Genomic DNA, 16652 nt, shown 5'->3' on the forward strand with positions numbered 1-16652 from the left:
CACGTGTCCGAAGTTGACATGTCGCCATGAACATAAGGTGAACGGAATGACCATCAGAGCCGCATTTTCCCCCTCACCCTGACCCTCTCCCCAAAGAGGAGAGGGGACCGTTCGTGCTCGCATTTTTGTGGGGATTCCTCAGCCCCAGGGGAGAGAGAAAACCGGTCGTAGCCCGGATCAGGCGCCTGCGCCGCCATCCGGGAATTGTCCCCGGTGGCGCTGACGCTTACCGGGGCTACACGATATTTCCCCTCTTTCAGGGAAACATTGAATTACATTAACGCTCTCACCGCTTCACTGTATGCCCGCAACGCGTGGGCCACATCCTGCTGCTGCACGCTCTCGGCCGGATGATGGCTGATCCCTCTGTCACAACGCACAAACAACATGGCCGATGGCCAGCGTTCCGCAATTGCGATGGCATCATGCCCTGCACCGCTTGGCAGCAACAGCACGCGCCCCTGTACCGCCTCAACGGCACCAGCAAGCACATTACGCAGATGCGTATCACAAGGTGTTGCCGCAATGGAGTAAAAAATATCGTAGCTAAAACCAACGCCACGTTCCTGCCCAATACGCAAGGCCTCATCCAGCAGGGCGTTTAACAGCGTCTCCCGCAGAGCATCGTTCGGGCTGCGGATATCCAGCGTCAACGTCACCGCCCCAGGGATCACGTTCACCGCACCGGGCTCACACTGCAGCGTACCGACCGTTGCCACCAGCTCCGGGCCAGACTCCCGCGTTTTTTGTTCAACAAACCCGATCCACTGGGCGGCGGCGGTTAATGCATCGTGACGATGGCTCATCGGCACGGTGCCCGCATGCCCTGCTTCCCCGCTAAACCGACAGGTCAACCTGCGCGCACCGTTGATCGCGGTGACCACGCCGAGCGGCAGATCTTCTTGCTCAAGTACCGGCCCCTGCTCGATGTGCAGCTCCAGATACGCGGAAAAATCCTCACGGGCACGTTCCGCCGTGGCGATACGCGTAGGATCCAGACCGGCATCCACCATCGCCTGCGCCACGCTTATCCCCTGCGCATCTTCGCAATCCAGCCAGCCCTGCGGCCAGGTGCCGGTCAGGCCCCGGCTTCCTAACAGCGTGATGTTAAAGCGCGTACCCTCTTCATCAGCAAACCCGACGATCTCAATGGCCTGTGAACCACGCAGATCCTGACGGTGCAGCCAGTCCACCACTTCGATGGCAGTCAGCACGCCGAGCATGCCGTCGTAGCGTCCGGCGTCACGAACGGTGTCCAGGTGCGACCCAAGCAACACCGCCTGTGCACCGTCGCTTGCCGCTTCGTAGCGTCCGCAAATATTGCCTACCGCATCCTGCCAGGTGAGCATTCCCGCATCCTGCATCCACTGCGCCACCTGCGCGTTCGCCCGCAGATGTTCGCAAGAGAGGTAAACCCGGGTAAGTTGACCCGGCGTTTCACTGATCTCTGCCAGCGCATCGCAACGCGTCATTACCCGGTGCGCAGCGCGGTCAGCCTCATCGGCAGTCATCATCATGCCACCCCTTCGTAGACATCCCAGGCGGCCTGCATTCCCACGCCCTGTACAGTGCGCAGGCCCAGACGGTTAAGCACCGCTTCCAGAGCTGTGAGGGTTTGCAGCACACAATCTTTGCGCGCGTTATACCCCATAGTGCCAATACGCCAGATCTTGCCCTGTAGCGGGCCAAACGAGGTGCCGATTTCAATGTGGAAATCATCCAGCAGGCGCTTACGCACCTCTTCACCATGCACAACCGATGGGATCATCACCCCTAGTACGTTATTCATCTTGTGATGAATATCGCCAAACACCTCCAGCCCCATTCCCTGGATCCCCGCCAGCATGGCGCGACCATGTAATTCGTGGCGGGCAATCAGCGCGTCCATCCCCTCTTCCAGCATGATGCGTGCGCACTCACGGGCGGCAAACAGCATGCTGGTGGCTTCGGTATGATGGTTCAGGCGTTCCGGCCCCCAGTAGTCCATCACCATGCCGAGATCGAAATAGTTGGAGTAGATCATCTCGTCATCGCCGTCCTGATGCGTATCGGTACGGATCCCCTGCTCCACGCATTTGCGTGCGCGAATGGCCTCTTCCATTTGTGGGCTCAGGGTGATGGGCGAGCTGCCCGACGGACCGCCCAGGCATTTCTGCAAACCCGCGGAGACCGCATCCAGCCCCCAGGCATCGGTCTCCAGCGCGTTACCGCCGAGCGATGCAGTGGCATCGGTATAAAACAACACGCCATGACGGCGACAGATCTCACCCAGATTTTCCAGCGGCTGCAGCATCGTGGTAGAGGTATCGCCCTGCACCGTCAGTAACAGGCGAGGCTTAACACGCTTGATGGCGTCTTCAATCTGATCCGGCGTAAAAACGTCACCCCAGGGCACCTCGATGGTGTGTACTTCCGCACGGCAGCGACGGGCGATTTCACATAACAGATGCCCGAAACGGCCAAAGACCGGTACCAGCACCTTGTCGCCTGGGCGGATCGCAGAGACGAGGATCGCTTCGATCCCGGCGCGCGAGGTGCCATCTACCAGCATGGTCCAGCGGTTTTGCGTACGGAATACCTCGCGGTAGAGGGCCATTACCTCATTCATATAGCCGGTCATAACCGGGTCATACTGCCCCACCAGTTGGCTCGCCATGGCACGTAAAACGCGCGGGTCGGCGTTGATAGGTCCCGGCCCCATCAGTAAACGGTGGGGTGGGTTAATTTGTGCAGAGTGCTGAGAGTCGAACATGGACACATCCTTTGGTATACAAAAGTGATCGTCATGAAACAAAAGATTCTTAGTGATACTTTCTGCAACTAATGTGCCACAGAGAAAATGAAGACACCAGCCTGCTATTGCGCTGATTTCGTCCTTTTTCAGCGCGGATTAACGTTATCCGACCGCACCACAACGATCCCCTGAACGGGTGCAAAAGCACCAATATGGTGCATTATCGCTGCTCCAGTTCGTCGAGTTCTGTATACAGCGATGCGATGTTATGGATACGCTGACGTCCCTCGGTCAGGGCGCTGTGCAGTACCGCATTTGCCAGTAAATTCACCAGACTCATGGCACTGCTGTAGCTGTCGAACGCCGATACGCTGTCGAGCGGCAGGCCGAAGTGCCAGCGGGCAAGCGTGGTAATGCCCGCCGCCTGCGGTTCGCTGATGGCAACAGTCGGCACGCCCTGTTTGTGCAGCGCCTCCAGTACCGGGCGGATGACCCGTGGACGACGGCGAAAAGCGACCACCACCACCACATCCTGTGGGGTGATATCCACTAACTCTTCTGCCAGTGTCTGCCCCGGTTGAGGCATCAGACAGACCTGACCACGGATTTGCATCAGTTGTTGGCGCAGATGCAAGGCCACCGGCGCGCTGTTACGCAGGCCAAGAATAAAGACGCGCTGCGCTGCGCCCAATGCCTGTACTACATCGGCAAACTGCACGGCATCCAGCGCATTCACCCACTGGGTCAGGTTCGCCATCTCCTGCTTGTAGTGTCGCGCCAGCAAGGTGTTACCCTGTACGGCATCGCGGTTTTCCGTCAGCGGCATGCCGCTTTGGCGCAGCGTACGCACCTCATCGCGCATCTCCTTGAAACGATCATAGCCAAGCCGTTTAAACAGACGGCTGACAGTGGCTTTTGACACGCCGCTCAGACGGGCCAGTTCGGCGCTGTTGTAGCTCATTAGATCATCAAAATGATCCATGATAAATGAGGCAACTCGCTGTTCTTGCGGGGATAATTCGTTGTAGCACTCACGTAAGCGCGTATCTAACTGCTGCATAGACCCTCCTGCAACTTTCGTTTCACATTAAGCTGACACAGTGAAACGCTTGCCGTCAATCTGGAACAGCTCTTGCTTAGCTCTCTGACTTACCCGAACAAAGAGAGCATGACGATGCAAAGTAATATTGCCCCTTCCGGTATGGCGGTAACGCCCCACCACCTTGCCAGCGAATCGGCATTATCGGTGTTGCGCCACGGCGGTGATGCGATTGAGGCGATGATCGCCGCAGCCGCCACCATTGCGGTGGTCTATCCCCATATGAATGGCATCGGCGGCGATGGTTTCTGGCTGATAGTGCCGCCCGAAGGCGCGCCCCTCGCCATTGACGCCAGCGGCGCCGCCGGGCAACTGGCGACACGTGATTTCTATCGCGGGCATAGCCATATTCCCCATCGTGGCCCGCTGGCGGCGCTCACGGTTCCCGGCACGCTGAGCGGCTGGGACGAGGCGCTGAACGTATCAGCGTCACTGGGCGGCGGGCAATTGCCGCTCTCCCGCCTGCTGGCCGACGCCATCCGTTACGCCAGCGAAGGGATCCCGGTAACACAGTCGCAGGCCAACGCCACGCAAAGTAAATACCCGGAACTGGTGGATGTGCCGGGCTTTAGCGAGACCTTTCTAATTCAGGGGGAAGTCCCACAGGCGGGCAGCCGTTTCTGCCAGCCGCGCCTCGCCCGCACATTAACCCGCCTCGCCACCGACGGACTGGACAGTTTTTATCGCGGAGCGCTCGCCGATCAGATGGCGGCGGAAATGAGCGCGCTCGGCCTGCCACTGACCGCTCAGGATCTGGCGGCTCATCGTGCCCACCGCCGGGTACCACTTCGTCTGAGCCACAGCCAGGGCGACATCTTCAATATGACGCCGCCAACGCAAGGGCTGGTGTCGCTGGCCATCCTCGGCATTACCGACCATCTGGATATGGCGCAGGCCAGTGAAGTACAGACCATTCACCGCATTGTCGAAGCAACCAAGCAGGCCTTTGGCCTGCGTGATCGCTACATCACCGATCCACGCCACGTCACGCTGCCGGTACAAAGCCTGCTGGAGCAGGCACCACTGCAACGGCTGGCCGCCAGCATCGATGACAAGCGGGCCGCCCCCTGGGGCAAGGGCAAAGGACCGGGGGATACCGTCTGGATGGGCGTGATGGATAAAAACGGGCTGGCGGTGTCGTTTATTCAGAGCATTTATCACGAGTTCGGTAGCGGCGTGGTGCTGCCAGAGAGCGGCGTGCTGTTACAAAACCGGGGCGCGGCATTCAGTCTCGACCCGGATCATTTGCTGGCGCTGGTGCCAGGTAAACAACCGTTCCACACCCTCAACCCGGCGGCGGCACGGCTGAAAGATGGCCGCACCATGGTCTACGGCACGATGGGGGGCGACGGTCAACCGCAAACACAGGCCGCCATATTTACCCGCCACGTGATGCAAAACATGCCTTTGCAGGAAGCAGTATGCGCCCCCCGCTGGTTGCTGGGCCGCACCTGGGGGCAAACGTCCGATAGCCTGAAGCTGGAGGGGCGATTCAGCGAGGCCACGTATCAGGCGTTGCGTGACCTGGGCCATGACGTTGAATGGTTGCCGGGGCTGAGCGAAGCCACCGGGCACGCCGGGGCGATTGTGCGTCATCCCAACGGGATGCTCGAAGGGGCATTTGATCCACGCAGTAACGGCAGCGCAGCCGGTTTTTAAGGAGTCATTATGAGCGATAACAAATTCGACTGGCCGACATACATCCGGTTGATGGAACAACTCCTGGCGGTACCGCTGGACGATGAACGCCGGGCCGAACTCGAAGTTCAGCTCACCCGCATCGCGGCCATGGCGCAGCCGCTGATGGCTTTCCCACTGCCTCACCGCCAGGAAGGCGCAGGAGAATATCGGCTATGAGCTTATCCATTCGGGACATTCAGCAAGGACTGCGTAGCAAAACCTTTAGCGCGCGCGAACTGGCACAGCAATCACTGGCGTTGATTGAACAGGGAAACCCCGGCATCAACGCCTTCACCGGCGTAACGGCGACGCGCATGCTCACCGAAGCCGCGCACATCGACGCCCGGCGTGCTGCGGGCGAAACCTTGCCTGCGCTGGCAGGCGTGCCCTATGCGGTGAAAAATCTGTTCGATGTGGAGGGGGTTACCACGCTGGCGGGGGCAAAGCTGTTCAGCACTCAGCCCCCCGCAACAAAAGATGCATTCGCCATTCGCCAGCTTACGAATGCGGGTGCAACGCTGGCCGGCACGCTCAACATGGATGCCTATGCCTATGGCTTCACTACCGAAAACAGCCACTATGGTGCGACGCGTAACCCGCGAGACCTCACCCGGGTGGCGGGTGGTTCATCGGGCGGCTCAGCGGCGGCCGTTGCTGCCGGGATGGTCAATTTTGCGCTGGGCACCGACACCAACGGTTCTATTCGCGTTCCCGCCTCGCTGTGCGGCGTGCCGGGGCTAAAGCCCACCTTTGGACGCTTATCACGCAGCGGTAGCCATCCGTTTGTCGCCAGTCTGGATCACATCGGCCCGCTGGCACGTAACGTGGAGGATTTGGCCTGTGTCTATGACGCGCTCCAGGGACATGACATGGAAGACAACTGGCAATCACCACACGAACCTGCCGCCACGCTGCCCACGTTATCCAATGCGGGGGCGCTACGCTGTGCCGTGCTGGAGGGCTATTTCACCACCTGGTGTAATGCTGATGCCCGCGCCGCCGTCAACGTAGTGGCACAAGCTCTGGGCGCAAACCAGACGCGGGTATTGCCGGAAGCGGAGCTGGCGCGTTCAGCCGCGTTTTTGCTTTCTGCGGCAGAGGGGGGTAACCATTATCTTCCTGCGCTACGAACGGATGCCGATACGTTTGAGCTGAACTCCCGCGAGCGCTTGCTGGCAGGCGCAATGACCCCCTCGGCCTGGTATACCCAGGCACAGCGTTTTCGCGCCTGGTTTCGCGATAAAACGCTACCGCTGTTTAACGATGTCGATCTGCTTCTTGCCCCGGCGACGCCCTGTAGTGCAACGCCGATTGGCGAGAACACCATGCGCATTAACCATACCGATTTACCGATCAAAGCCAGTATGGGGATGCTGACGCAGCCCATCTCGTTTTTAGGCCTGCCGGTGGTGACCGTGCCCGTAAAAACCGCCTCGGGCTTACCGATTGGCGTACAGATTATTGCCGCCCCCTGGCAGGAGTCACGCTGTCTGCAGGCGGCGTGGAGACTGGAGCAGGCGGGCGTTCTTTACCCACAGGAAGCATGATGAACAGAGACAATATCGACCGTCCGACTGTATTGAATGAAGTCACCGCTGCGTTTTATCGTTATGAGCAGGCGCTTATCAGTAACGATGTGGCAGTGCTGGATGAGCTTTTCTGGGCGGACCCGCGCACGGTGCGCTACGGCGCAACAGAGAACTTGTACGGCATTGAGGCGATCCGCGAGTTTCGTAATGCACGCCCCTCAGCGGGGCTGGACAGATTGCTGCGTAATACCACGATCACCACCTACGGTGAGGATATGGCTGTCGCGAGCACAGAGTTTACGCGCGAGAACAGTGAACGGGTGGGCCGCCAGATGCAGACCTGGGTGAAGTTCCCCTATGGCTGGCGGATTGTGGCGGCGCATGTCAGTTTGATGGGATAAAAGGGAAAGATGGGTGCGGCTGGATGCCCTCTTCCACAGGGAGAGAGAGAAAACCCCTCTCTGCTCGCATGGAAAACGTTGCCCGGATAAGGTGCCTGCGCCGCCATCCGGGAATTATCCCCGGTGGCGCTGCGCTTACCGGGGCTACAGGATGCCCCCTCTTCTTTGAGGGGGTACGGTCCGGGGTGCGGGGATAAACTCACGCCGGAGTATACGGATGCGTCTTCACCCAGTGCTCGGCGATATCCTGACGGCGGCAAATCCACACACCTTCGTGACTCTGCACATAATCCAGGAAACGCTGCAATGCGCGGAAACGGCCGGGGCGCCCCAATAACCGACAGTGCATGCCAATCGACATCATCTTCGGCGCCGTTTCACCTTCTTCATACAGCACATCAAAACTGTCTTTCAGGTAGGTATAGAACTGCTCAGCGGTATTAAAACCCTGCGCGGTGGCAAAGCGCATATCGTTCGCATCCAGCGTATAAGGCACAATCAGGTGAGGCTTCTCGTCAACCGTTGTCCAGAACGGCAGGTCGTCGCCGTAGTAATCGCTGTCATACAGCATACCGCCCTGCTCCACCACCAGCTTGCGGGTGTTCGGGCTATCGCGCCCGGTATACCAGCCGAGCGGCGCTTTGCCAAACAGCGTCGTGAGGATCTCCAGCGCCTGCTGCATATGCTGACGCTCGGTCTGGATATCCATATTTTGATAGTGGATCCAACGCCAGCCGTGGCTCACCACGTCATACTCCGCGGCGTTGATCGCAGCGACGATCTCCGGGTTACGCGCCAGCGCCATTGCGATACCAAACACCGTTAAAGGCAGGCCGCGCTTCTGGAATTCATTGTGGATGCGCCAGAAACCTGCGCGGGAACCGTATTCATACAGCGAGTCCATCGACATATGTATTGCCGGGTAACTCGCCGCACCAATAATGTCTGACAAAAACTGTTCAGACCCGGTGTCGCCATGCAGGACGTGGTTCTCGCCACCTTCTTCGAAATTGAGGACAAACTGCACGGCAATGCGCGCCCCTCCGGGCCATTGCGCATGAGGGGGTTTTCCGGCATACCCTGCCATATCGCGCGGGTAGTTATCGGTAAAGTGCCAGACAGGCTTGTCCGTATCTGAATGCATGCTGATTCGACCTCATTTTGGGGCCGCTTTCAGCTCAGCATTTCAAAGCATCCTGAAAGCGGCTTTTTATTGGGATACGCCAGATCGCCGTACTTGCTGGTACCAAGCCCCAGTGCCAGGAGGGATTCCACCATTTTCACCGCTGCCGTGACGCCATCGATCACCGGAATATCCAGCTCCTGCGTCAGCTCGCTGGCAAGGTTCGCCATCCCGCCACAGCCAAGAACAATAGCGCCGCTATTATCTTCCCGTTTGGCTTGTATACAACGCTCGCGTACTTTCTGCTGAGCAAGACCCGTGCCATCTTCTAACGCCAGTACCGGTAAATCGATCGCATGCAGTGCGGCGCAGTGATGTCCGAAGCCATATTGCTGCAGTAAATGACGGGCGATGATCAGCGTGCGCGGCAAGGTGGTGACGATGGAAAAACGCGTCGCGACCAGGGTGGCGACATGCATCGCCGCTTCGGCAATTCCCACGACGGGCCCGCTTGCCAGTTCGCGGGCAGCCAGCAGCCCCGGATCGCCAAAGCAGGCAATGACATGGCCTTGCGCCCCCTGCGCCATGCCTTTTTTTATCTGTTCCAGCACGCCAATGGCGGCAATCGCCTCATCAAAATGCCCTTCAATCGACTCCACGCCCTGGCTCGGACAACTGGCGAGGATTGTCGTACCCGGTGCGGCGACACTGCGGGCAGCGCTGGCAATGGTGTGCGTCATTTCCGGGCTGGTATTGGGGTTGATCACCTGTATACAGAATTGTGTCATGCCTGTTCTCCTGGCGCGCCAAACAGGCGGGCAAAATCGGGGAGGATGTCGCCGCCGCGCTCAAAGCTGAGGCTTGAGACAATATGATCGAAGTGGTGGGCCATAGCATGGCTCAGCGCCGCGCCATCTTTCTTACGCAGCAGTTCGATGAGCCTGTCGTGGTCGTCGCAGCGGCACCCACGCTGCCAGGGGGCGCCCCAGGCGGCAATCACCAGCGACGAACGTTGCGCGAGCGTGGTCACAATATCGGTCACTACGGCATTGCCAGAGATAGCCTGCAACTGGATATGAAATGCCGCGGAATAACGAATCGCCGCCGCGCCATCGTGGTTCTGATGCGCCTCTTCTTCCTGCGCGATGATTTTCTCGAGCCCAGCAATATGTGGCGGCTGTAGATGCTCAAGCACCTGCGGCAGGTTGGCACGCTCGATCATTTTGCGGGTAGAGAAGATCGCTTTCGATTCGTCGATATCCGGTTTGGCAACAAATGCACCACGTCTGGGCGTCATCGTGACCATTTGCACCGTCGCAAGGCGCGTCAGAACCTTGCGGATCCCCGTGCGGCTAACGCCAAACACTTCGGCCAGGGCTTCTTCGGGTAATTTGCTGCCGGGCGGTAATTGATGTTCGACAATGGCGGTCATCAGCGACTGCCAGATGAAATTTTCTTTATCTTCCAGATCTGCTGGGGTCTGTAGCCCCGTTGGCTGCTTCATTGGGAAATTCCTTTGTTACCTGGTTCTTATCTTTTTGTATACATCATTAAAATATTTTGTATACATAAAATTAAAACCTGGCCTGGTTCATGCAATACAGGATGGCAGACATAACGTCACAATCTGTATTCAGAGGAGCAGATTCCATGCCAAACCTTGAACCAAATTACAAAGACAGTTACAGCCCACGACTCACTAACAACGATTTGGCCCCGACGCGCGACCAGAACTGGACGTGGTACAACATCTTCTCTTTCTGGATGTCCGACGTTCATAGCATGGGCGGATACGTGGTCGCGGCCAGCTTCTTTGCGCTCGGCCTTGCCAGTTGGCAGGTATTACTGTGCCTGTTGCTGGGCATCTGTATTGTGCAGTTGTGCGCAAACCTTGTTGCCAAACCAAGCCAAATGGCTGGCGTGCCCTATGCGGTTATCTGTCGCCAGGCATTTGGCGTGTTCGGTGCCAATATTCCGGCCGTCATCCGTGGTCTTATCGCCTTTGCCTGGTACGGTATACAAACCTATCTGGCCGCTAACGCGTTAATGCTGGTGATGCTGAAATTCTGGCCTTCTCTGGCCCCGATGACCGAAGGGCATTTCCTTGGTCTGTCGCATTTGGGCTGGGTCTGCTTCGGCATTATGTGGGTATTGCAGGCACTGGTGTTCTGGCACGGGATGAGCGCGATTAAACGCTTTATCGATATCGCAGGCCCGGCTGTCTACGTGGTGATGCTGGCGCTGGCGGTATGGATCCTGTCGCAAACCGGCTTTAGCGGTATCTCGTTTACCCTTGCCAGCAAAGAGCTAACCGCGGGCGAGCAAACCTGGCAGATGATTACCGCAACGGCGCTGGTGGTTTCTTACTTCTCCGGCCCACTGCTGAACTTTGGCGACTTCTCTCGCTACGGCAAAAGCATGCAGGAAATTCGTCGCGGCAACCGTTGGGGTCTGCCGTTTAACTTCCTGCTGTTCTCCATCGTGACCGTGGTGATCGTGTCGGGTACACAGTCGCTGTTCGGCAAAATGATCACTGATCCTATCGAGACCGTCAGCCACGTGGGCAACAGCCTGGCCATGGCAATTGGTTTGCTGACCATGATTATCGCCACCATTGGGATCAACATTGTGGCTAACTTCGTCTCCCCGGCGTTCGATTTCTCAAACTGCTCGCCGCAGAAGATCAGCTTCCGCACCGGCGGGATGATCGCCGCCGTTGGCTCCGTGCTGCTGACGCCGTGGAACCTGTTCCAGTCACCGGAACTGATCCACTACACACTGGATGTGCTGGGCTCCTTTATTGGGCCACTGTTCGGTATTCTCCTGGCGGACTTCTACCTGATTAAACGCGGGAAAGTGTTTGTCGATGATCTGTTTACCGTCTCCCCGAACGGCCGCTACTGGTACAAAAATGGCATCAACCCGAAAGCGGTTGCCGCACTGGTGCCGTCGGTCGCCGTGTGCCTGGTAATCAGCTTTATTCCGTCACTGCACGAAGTGGCGAACTTTAGCTGGTTTATCGGTGTGTTCCTGGGCGCAGGCAGCTACCGCTGGATTGCACGCCACGATCGTGAAGGGGTTAGCGAAGGGTTTGCTCCGCGTCGCGCAACGGCGAAAGAGTAAACGCATCAGGCCCGGACTGGGGTGGTCCGGGCCTGTTGCTGACAGAAGATTAAGAAGAAAACAGGCAACGTCTACGGCGTCTTATCCTCCCCTGAGTTGTTCGCACGAGGGTTGCTTAACAGGGCATAGCGGTTGAGCAACTGTTGAAATCGGGTCTCGATTTGTACGATCAGCGCAGGCGCCACCTCCCCCGATCGCGTCTGTTCATCCAGTTGCCGAAGCAGTTCTTCCAGCGGTGGCGTTTGCAGGGATTGGCGAATCGCGAAAACGGCTGATTTCAGTTCCGATGCGGTTAAATATTTCCCTTTACGTTCATCAAGGGTGTCAAGTTGCTGAGAAAGACGCTGCAACTGCTCCTGTGCCTGCGCGTAATGAGACAGCTCAGAAACCGGCAGCGCATTGCGCTCTCGTTCCCGTAAATCAGGTTGATTCAGAAATGTCCATACCCCACCCCCGATACCGCTCAAACACACTGCGGTCATCATTCCGGCAAAAAACATCGGCCATGAACGTCGGGATGGCGTGACCGTTGTCTGCCGCTCTGGCGGTGCGGCAAGCGGCACAACGTCTTCTGGTTCGGAGGGCGCTATGGCGCTTGCGGTTATCGGCGTTACGCTTGCTTCTGTCTCCTGCGGCGTGAGCCGCTCCAGTCGCAGCGCAACATTACGCAACTGACCGGCAACGATATCCATTCGGGTCAGATGCCAGAGTTCGCACTGACGCAGTACTTTTTCAAGTACAGCCAGGTACTGCTCACAGCGATAGACCCGCGCCAACGCTTGATACTGAACCTCCATTGTCCGTAGCGACTGCTGTATCTTTTCCGCCAGCCAACTGAGCAGAGTGACTCTTGAATGTACCTGCACGGGCCAGAAATCGCCCCAGTGGCGCGTCATCAGTGTCTGTAACGCCTCCAGCCCTTCGGTCATACCCACCAGCCCCTGCTGCTTTGTTCTGGCCAGGATGTAACAGACCAGTGTTTGCAGCTCCACGCCATTTTGTCTGAACAACGCCAGACACAACGATTCGACCCGACGCCAGTCCACGTCCGGGCGCGCCGGATGGGTGAGTTTACCCATTTCGGCCTGTAACTCACCCGCTTCGCGAAAGGTACAGGGATCGCCACCCACACGAAACTGGCTGATAAATAACGAATGGTCCGTCATAGGTTATGCACGCTCCTGTTGCTTAAGATGACGCAGGACTATCCGCCCTTCCGGCGAGAAGACCCCGTCAAAACGGATCCATCCCCTGGCGGGAAGTTCGGCATGAATCAGGTAATTCAGATGTCCGGGACGCGGTTGCGGCAGTAGCTCCACGCGGAGCTGACTCAGGCGAGGTTCATAACGGCGCAGCGTCTCCTCAATCTGGCGTATTAACCCGTGAATACCCGCCGTCATTCCCTGATGTATCACGCTAAGATCCGGTAACCCGTAATCCGGCAGGTGCGCCAGCGTACCCGCCCGACAATTGATAATGCGCTGCATGTTATCCATCACGGAAAGGATAAGCTGGTCCCGCTCGCCGACCTGTTCCAGCGGTAATTCGCCACTGAAGCCAGACATCAACATTTCGTATAAGGAAGGAGTCGGCATGGATTAATTGTCCTGCACAGGAAGCAGCGTTAACTGGCTGCGCAAAAGCTCGATAGTGCGGGGTTTATCCGCATCCAACTCGTCCCGTTTCAGGATCAACCGCCAGCTATTACGCGTTTCATCAGGCTGATAAAACTGCCCGGCAATGGCAATAAACTGCGTCTCTTTATCGAGCGGCACATCCAGCGAAACCGCACCCCCGGGTTTCATCCAGACTGAATGTTCCGCCAGAACATCGCCGTTGAGTGCCGACTCTTCCTGCATGAGCAAGGTGTCGTAATCTGCTTTATCAAAGCGGGCGCGCGATGTGAGTTGCCAGACATGCACCATGGTGGAAAGCGGCGTGTCTTGCGCGTCCGTGTTGAGCGCGCCACGCGAGATGAAATCCAGATGCAAGGTATGGATCTGTTTATAGAAGATGGCGCTCGCCATACTTTTCGAGCCCTCAACCACCTTTTGCCCCAGCCCGCAGCCTGTCAGGAAAACCGACAACGCCATCGCGCAGGCCAACGCCCGGCGCTTACAGTGGATAATGAACATGCGTGATTCTCTCCCTCTCCCATCGTGTTGAACCAGGCATGAGTCCCTGATAGCGGCCAAGTTTCACCGTTACAGTCCCGGTGTCTGGCGCGGAACCTGAGGCTCGTAAAATGCCGGTTAGGCCAATCTGAACGCGCTGTTTCCCTAGCTGTGCCGCCGGCAGCAGGCTGAGCGGCAGCGTGAGCTGTAACCGAGCCTGGCAACGCCAGCCAAGATATACACGCAGCAGCACCAGAAGATCGGTATGCAACTGCCCTCCCGGCAGCCATCCGCGCACTTCGTCAGCCTCTTCGGTATAGAGTTGCAGTAACAGTTGACTGTTAACGTCCGTGCCGGTTCGCCCCAACAGAGCGCGCGTTGTCAGGTCAACGCGGGACGTTCGGGACAAGCAGACCCGCGTTTGCAGTACAACAGACTTCGGTTCGTGTGGTGTCACCGTTGCCTGGGTCTTTGGCGCAAGCAGTGTCACTAACGCTGTCACGCCTTCCGCTGTACGCGTTGGCAGGCGCATCACGCTCAACAGTGCCAGAAAACGAGAAATGGGCGTGGCGATATGGTTTTCGCTACCGGGAATGCCCAAACCAATGAGCCCCAGCAGGCAACATGAAATCGCATCCCTGGCCCCCGGTTCAAACGACGCCGGGTAGTTGTATTTGCGCCAGATGCGGTAGTACTGCGTGGTAAAACGGTGGTTGAAGATATCCAGAAACGCCATTATCGCTTCATGCCCGTCCTTTCCCTGTGCGATGTCGTCCAGGTAAGCCGTCGGCAGAGGGGAATCGACGCCGTAAAGCCCCAGAAAAGTAGTGCGGATCGTCGGCGGCGCCTCAGGCTGCTGCGCATCGTACTTGACCGCTTTAAGTTCGCTTGCAGGGAATCCCATCCCCGGATGAGGGCGAAAACGCACGGGATCATCTGCAGGGTTCGCGCTACTGCCTAACGGCGGGGCGTGTGGCGCAGCTTGTTCCAGATACTGGCAAAAACGGTAAAAATTAATCCGCGAAATGTGCGGCGTCAGTCGATGTATCAGCCCGGTACGCGCTGGCTGTGGTGTTCGGTCCATTGCAGGCACTTCCCTGTGGGTTGCAATATTACGGTGAGTTGTGTGAAAAGATGGATATCAGCATAGAGCGCGAAGAAGCGATGAAGGAGTTCACCAAACAGGGTGATGTCCCCCTCCCCGGCGAAACCTTTGCTGTCGAGGGTGACCTGAATGTCCACTCCGCGCAGCAGAAAGCCTTTTTCGAAACGCTGAATGAGATGGTGCTGAACATCAACAATCGCCTCAAGACGACGACGATTCATCTCGCTCTCCGTCCAGTCATAGAGCGCCAGCGTGCCGCGCAGGATCTCCGCGTTATCCATCATCGACAGAAAGTTTGAGCCAAGATGACTGAGTACCCGCCAGTGGAAACGGTCACGCGAAGGGGGATAACAAGGCTGCGTCGGCGCGCAGAGATTACGGACCCGCAGGTTGTTTTGCGCCGCATGGAGGGGGGTGTCCAGAAGCGTGCTTTGCAACGCCTTGCGCGGAAGCTGGCCGTTGGTGCCCGTCAGGCTCAGTGACAAGGTTTCATCTTCCAGAAGCCTGTCCGCGTCAAACGCATCGCCCCCCAAAATCAACCAGCTATCATGCAGCCCCGAGGGGCCACGCTTCACCCGCGTGTGGTAATAGCGTTCGGGGGCATCGTGACGCAACATGCCGCCCCGATGGCGAAAACTGGAAAACGGGACATACGCCTGATTGCCGGTGTGGCGTGAGGAGACGATTCGATCAACAGAATAGATTTCAGTATGCCCATCCTGGATACGCATGGGGCGCAGGAGATACTCGTTTTCCAGCGGAGAGAGATGCAGCGGGTCAGCCTCTAGTGGGAACAGGTTGATAACCGGAACACAATGCAGGCGGATAGTGTCGGCATTGAAGGGCAAATCGTGGGGCCAACTTTCCACCAGCACAACATCCAGCTCAAAACCCTTTATTCCTTCCGGCCTGGCGATGTTTTCCAGCCCATGAAGCGCTACAAACATAAATTTTTCACGGAAAGTGAAATATTCAAGTAAGAGCTGATAGCCGCTAAATGCGGATTCTCCTTTGGGCCACAGTCTGTCATCATCCCCCAATCCCTGCGCAGAAAAATGGCCCTCCAGCACACACCGCTCCTGCCCCGGCAAACACAGCCAGATCTGTTGCGTACCCAGCGTTAGCGCCCGGTGTAAGGCACAGGCTATCGGGCTGTCGGCATTCAGATACAACGGTAGTCGTGATAAATCAATTTGCGACCAGTCGCCGACCAGCGGGCTGCATTCGAAACGCAGGCGAATGACAGAACGTCCGTCCGGCTCGTACTGCAGTGACACGTCAGGCAAAGCCAGAGGATAGAGCGTGACATCGCGCGTAGCGGTGTAGCGACAGCGGGTTTTGCGCTCACCAATCGGGCGTGACAGCACCTGAAAATGGCTGAGCGTTTCGCTCTGCTTCATCAGCCGAAAATCGGTTGCCAGCTCAATAATAGACAGTGAGGGAATGGTGCGCAGATAGTGCGGCCAGAGCAGACTGACCAGCCCTTCGGTGAGCTCCGGCAAATCGTCATCCAGTTTTTCACGCAGCCGCCCCATTAAGAATGCGAACCCCTCAAACAGACGCTCCACATACGGATCGCGAGCACCAGGTTTGTCGAGGTTCAGCATTGCCGCGCGGTCGGGATATGCCTGCGCGAATTCTTTACCGGCTTCGCGCAGGTAGCGCATTTCGGCTTCGTAGTAGCGTTGGGTTAAATCGTCCATGAAAATCCTGTGGTAAATAGGTAATGATTAAAGTGGAGTGA

16 protein-coding genes are annotated in these 16652 nt (G+C 57.6%); 5 read left to right on the forward strand and 11 right to left on the reverse strand.

From position 1 onward, the window contains the following. Positions 1-272: 272 nt before the first annotated feature. The 3 genes from hpxK to ACS0RQ_RS22345 form a co-directional block, all read right to left on the reverse strand. Complete coding sequence (gene hpxK, locus ACS0RQ_RS22335) at positions 273-1517, reverse strand: allantoate amidohydrolase (protein WP_271851373.1); 1245 nt, start codon at positions 1515-1517, stop codon at positions 273-275. Then, positions 1514-2752 (reverse strand): pyridoxal-phosphate-dependent aminotransferase family protein, encoded by a 1239-nt coding sequence (locus ACS0RQ_RS22340; protein WP_271851372.1) that lies wholly within the window; start codon positions 2750-2752, stop codon positions 1514-1516. Before ACS0RQ_RS22340 ends, hpxK begins: the two co-directional genes overlap by 4 nt. Positions 2753-2954: 202 nt before the next feature. Then, entirely contained in the window at positions 2955-3794 is an 840-nt protein-coding gene (locus ACS0RQ_RS22345) for a MurR/RpiR family transcriptional regulator (RefSeq protein WP_271851371.1), read from the reverse strand. Positions 3795-3908: 114 nt separating this feature from the next. On the opposite strand from ACS0RQ_RS22345, the gene ACS0RQ_RS22350 reads away from it, so the two are divergent. From ACS0RQ_RS22350 to hpxZ, 4 genes are read left to right on the forward strand one after another with little or no spacing between them, the layout of a single operon-like run. Further along, entirely contained in the window at positions 3909-5492 is a 1584-nt protein-coding gene (locus ACS0RQ_RS22350) for a gamma-glutamyltransferase family protein (protein WP_271851383.1), read from the forward strand. A 9-nt stretch (positions 5493-5501) separates the two neighbouring features. Beyond that, the gene (gene hpxX, locus ACS0RQ_RS22355) at positions 5502-5690 is read left to right on the forward strand and encodes an oxalurate catabolism protein HpxX (protein ID WP_041852640.1); all 189 of its coding nucleotides are present in this window, start codon (positions 5502-5504) and stop codon (positions 5688-5690) included. Further along, positions 5687-7060: an AtzE family amidohydrolase gene (locus ACS0RQ_RS22360; protein ID WP_271851370.1), complete on the forward strand. Its 1374-nt coding sequence runs from the start codon at positions 5687-5689 to the stop codon at positions 7058-7060. Before hpxX ends, ACS0RQ_RS22360 begins: the two co-directional genes overlap by 4 nt. Beyond that, positions 7057-7443 carry an oxalurate catabolism protein HpxZ gene (gene hpxZ, locus ACS0RQ_RS22365; protein ID WP_223878735.1) on the forward strand — a complete coding sequence of 129 codons (387 nt, stop codon included), beginning with the start codon at positions 7057-7059 and terminating at the stop codon, positions 7441-7443. The genes ACS0RQ_RS22360 and hpxZ overlap by 4 nt, the downstream gene beginning before the upstream one ends. Before the next feature lie 199 nt (positions 7444-7642). Here hpxZ and puuE read toward each other — a convergent pair whose 3' ends face one another. From puuE to ACS0RQ_RS22380, 3 genes are read right to left on the reverse strand one after another with little or no spacing between them, the layout of a single operon-like run. Next, positions 7643-8587 carry an allantoinase PuuE gene (gene puuE, locus ACS0RQ_RS22370; RefSeq protein ID WP_271851369.1) on the reverse strand — a complete coding sequence of 315 codons (945 nt, stop codon included), beginning with the start codon at positions 8585-8587 and terminating at the stop codon, positions 7643-7645. A gap of 29 nt (positions 8588-8616) precedes the next feature. Beyond that, complete coding sequence (locus tag ACS0RQ_RS22375; RefSeq protein ID WP_271851368.1) at positions 8617-9354, reverse strand: aspartate/glutamate racemase family protein; 738 nt, start codon at positions 9352-9354, stop codon at positions 8617-8619. Continuing rightward, the gene (locus ACS0RQ_RS22380) at positions 9351-10070 is read right to left on the reverse strand and encodes a GntR family transcriptional regulator (protein ID WP_334633914.1); all 720 of its coding nucleotides are present in this window, start codon (positions 10068-10070) and stop codon (positions 9351-9353) included. The genes ACS0RQ_RS22375 and ACS0RQ_RS22380 overlap by 4 nt, the downstream gene beginning before the upstream one ends. A 146-nt stretch (positions 10071-10216) precedes the next feature. Between ACS0RQ_RS22380 and ACS0RQ_RS22385 the strand changes: the two genes are divergently transcribed. Further along, complete coding sequence (locus ACS0RQ_RS22385) at positions 10217-11689, forward strand: NCS1 family nucleobase:cation symporter-1 (protein ID WP_041852646.1); 1473 nt, start codon at positions 10217-10219, stop codon at positions 11687-11689. Positions 11690-11760: 71 nt separating this feature from the next. On the opposite strand, the gene ACS0RQ_RS22390 is transcribed toward ACS0RQ_RS22385, so the two are convergent. Genes ACS0RQ_RS22390 through tssF form a run of 5 tightly spaced genes read right to left on the reverse strand, consistent with a single transcriptional unit; the run spans position 11761 to position 16611 of the window. Then, complete coding sequence (locus ACS0RQ_RS22390; protein WP_271851367.1) at positions 11761-12855, reverse strand: VasL domain-containing protein; 1095 nt, start codon at positions 12853-12855, stop codon at positions 11761-11763. A 3-nt stretch (positions 12856-12858) separates the two neighbouring features. Next, positions 12859-13284 carry a type VI secretion system baseplate subunit TssE gene (tssE, locus tag ACS0RQ_RS22395; protein ID WP_041852648.1) on the reverse strand — a complete coding sequence of 142 codons (426 nt, stop codon included), beginning with the start codon at positions 13282-13284 and terminating at the stop codon, positions 12859-12861. 3 nt (positions 13285-13287) lie between these two features. Beyond that, a complete protein-coding gene (tssJ, locus tag ACS0RQ_RS22400; RefSeq protein ID WP_132441114.1) occupies positions 13288-13824 on the reverse strand; it encodes a type VI secretion system lipoprotein TssJ in 537 nt (178 codons plus the stop codon). Continuing rightward, positions 13805-14887 (reverse strand): type VI secretion system baseplate subunit TssG, encoded by a 1083-nt coding sequence (gene tssG / locus ACS0RQ_RS22405; protein WP_271851365.1) that lies wholly within the window; start codon positions 14885-14887, stop codon positions 13805-13807. The genes tssJ and tssG overlap by 20 nt, the downstream gene beginning before the upstream one ends. Then, complete coding sequence (gene tssF / locus ACS0RQ_RS22410) at positions 14851-16611, reverse strand: type VI secretion system baseplate subunit TssF (RefSeq protein ID WP_271851364.1); 1761 nt, start codon at positions 16609-16611, stop codon at positions 14851-14853. Before tssF ends, tssG begins: the two co-directional genes overlap by 37 nt. Positions 16612-16652 lie beyond the last annotated feature (41 nt).

The organism is Phytobacter diazotrophicus (genome assembly GCF_052061655.1).
Taxonomy (GTDB): domain Bacteria; phylum Pseudomonadota; class Gammaproteobacteria; order Enterobacterales; family Enterobacteriaceae; genus Phytobacter; species Phytobacter diazotrophicus.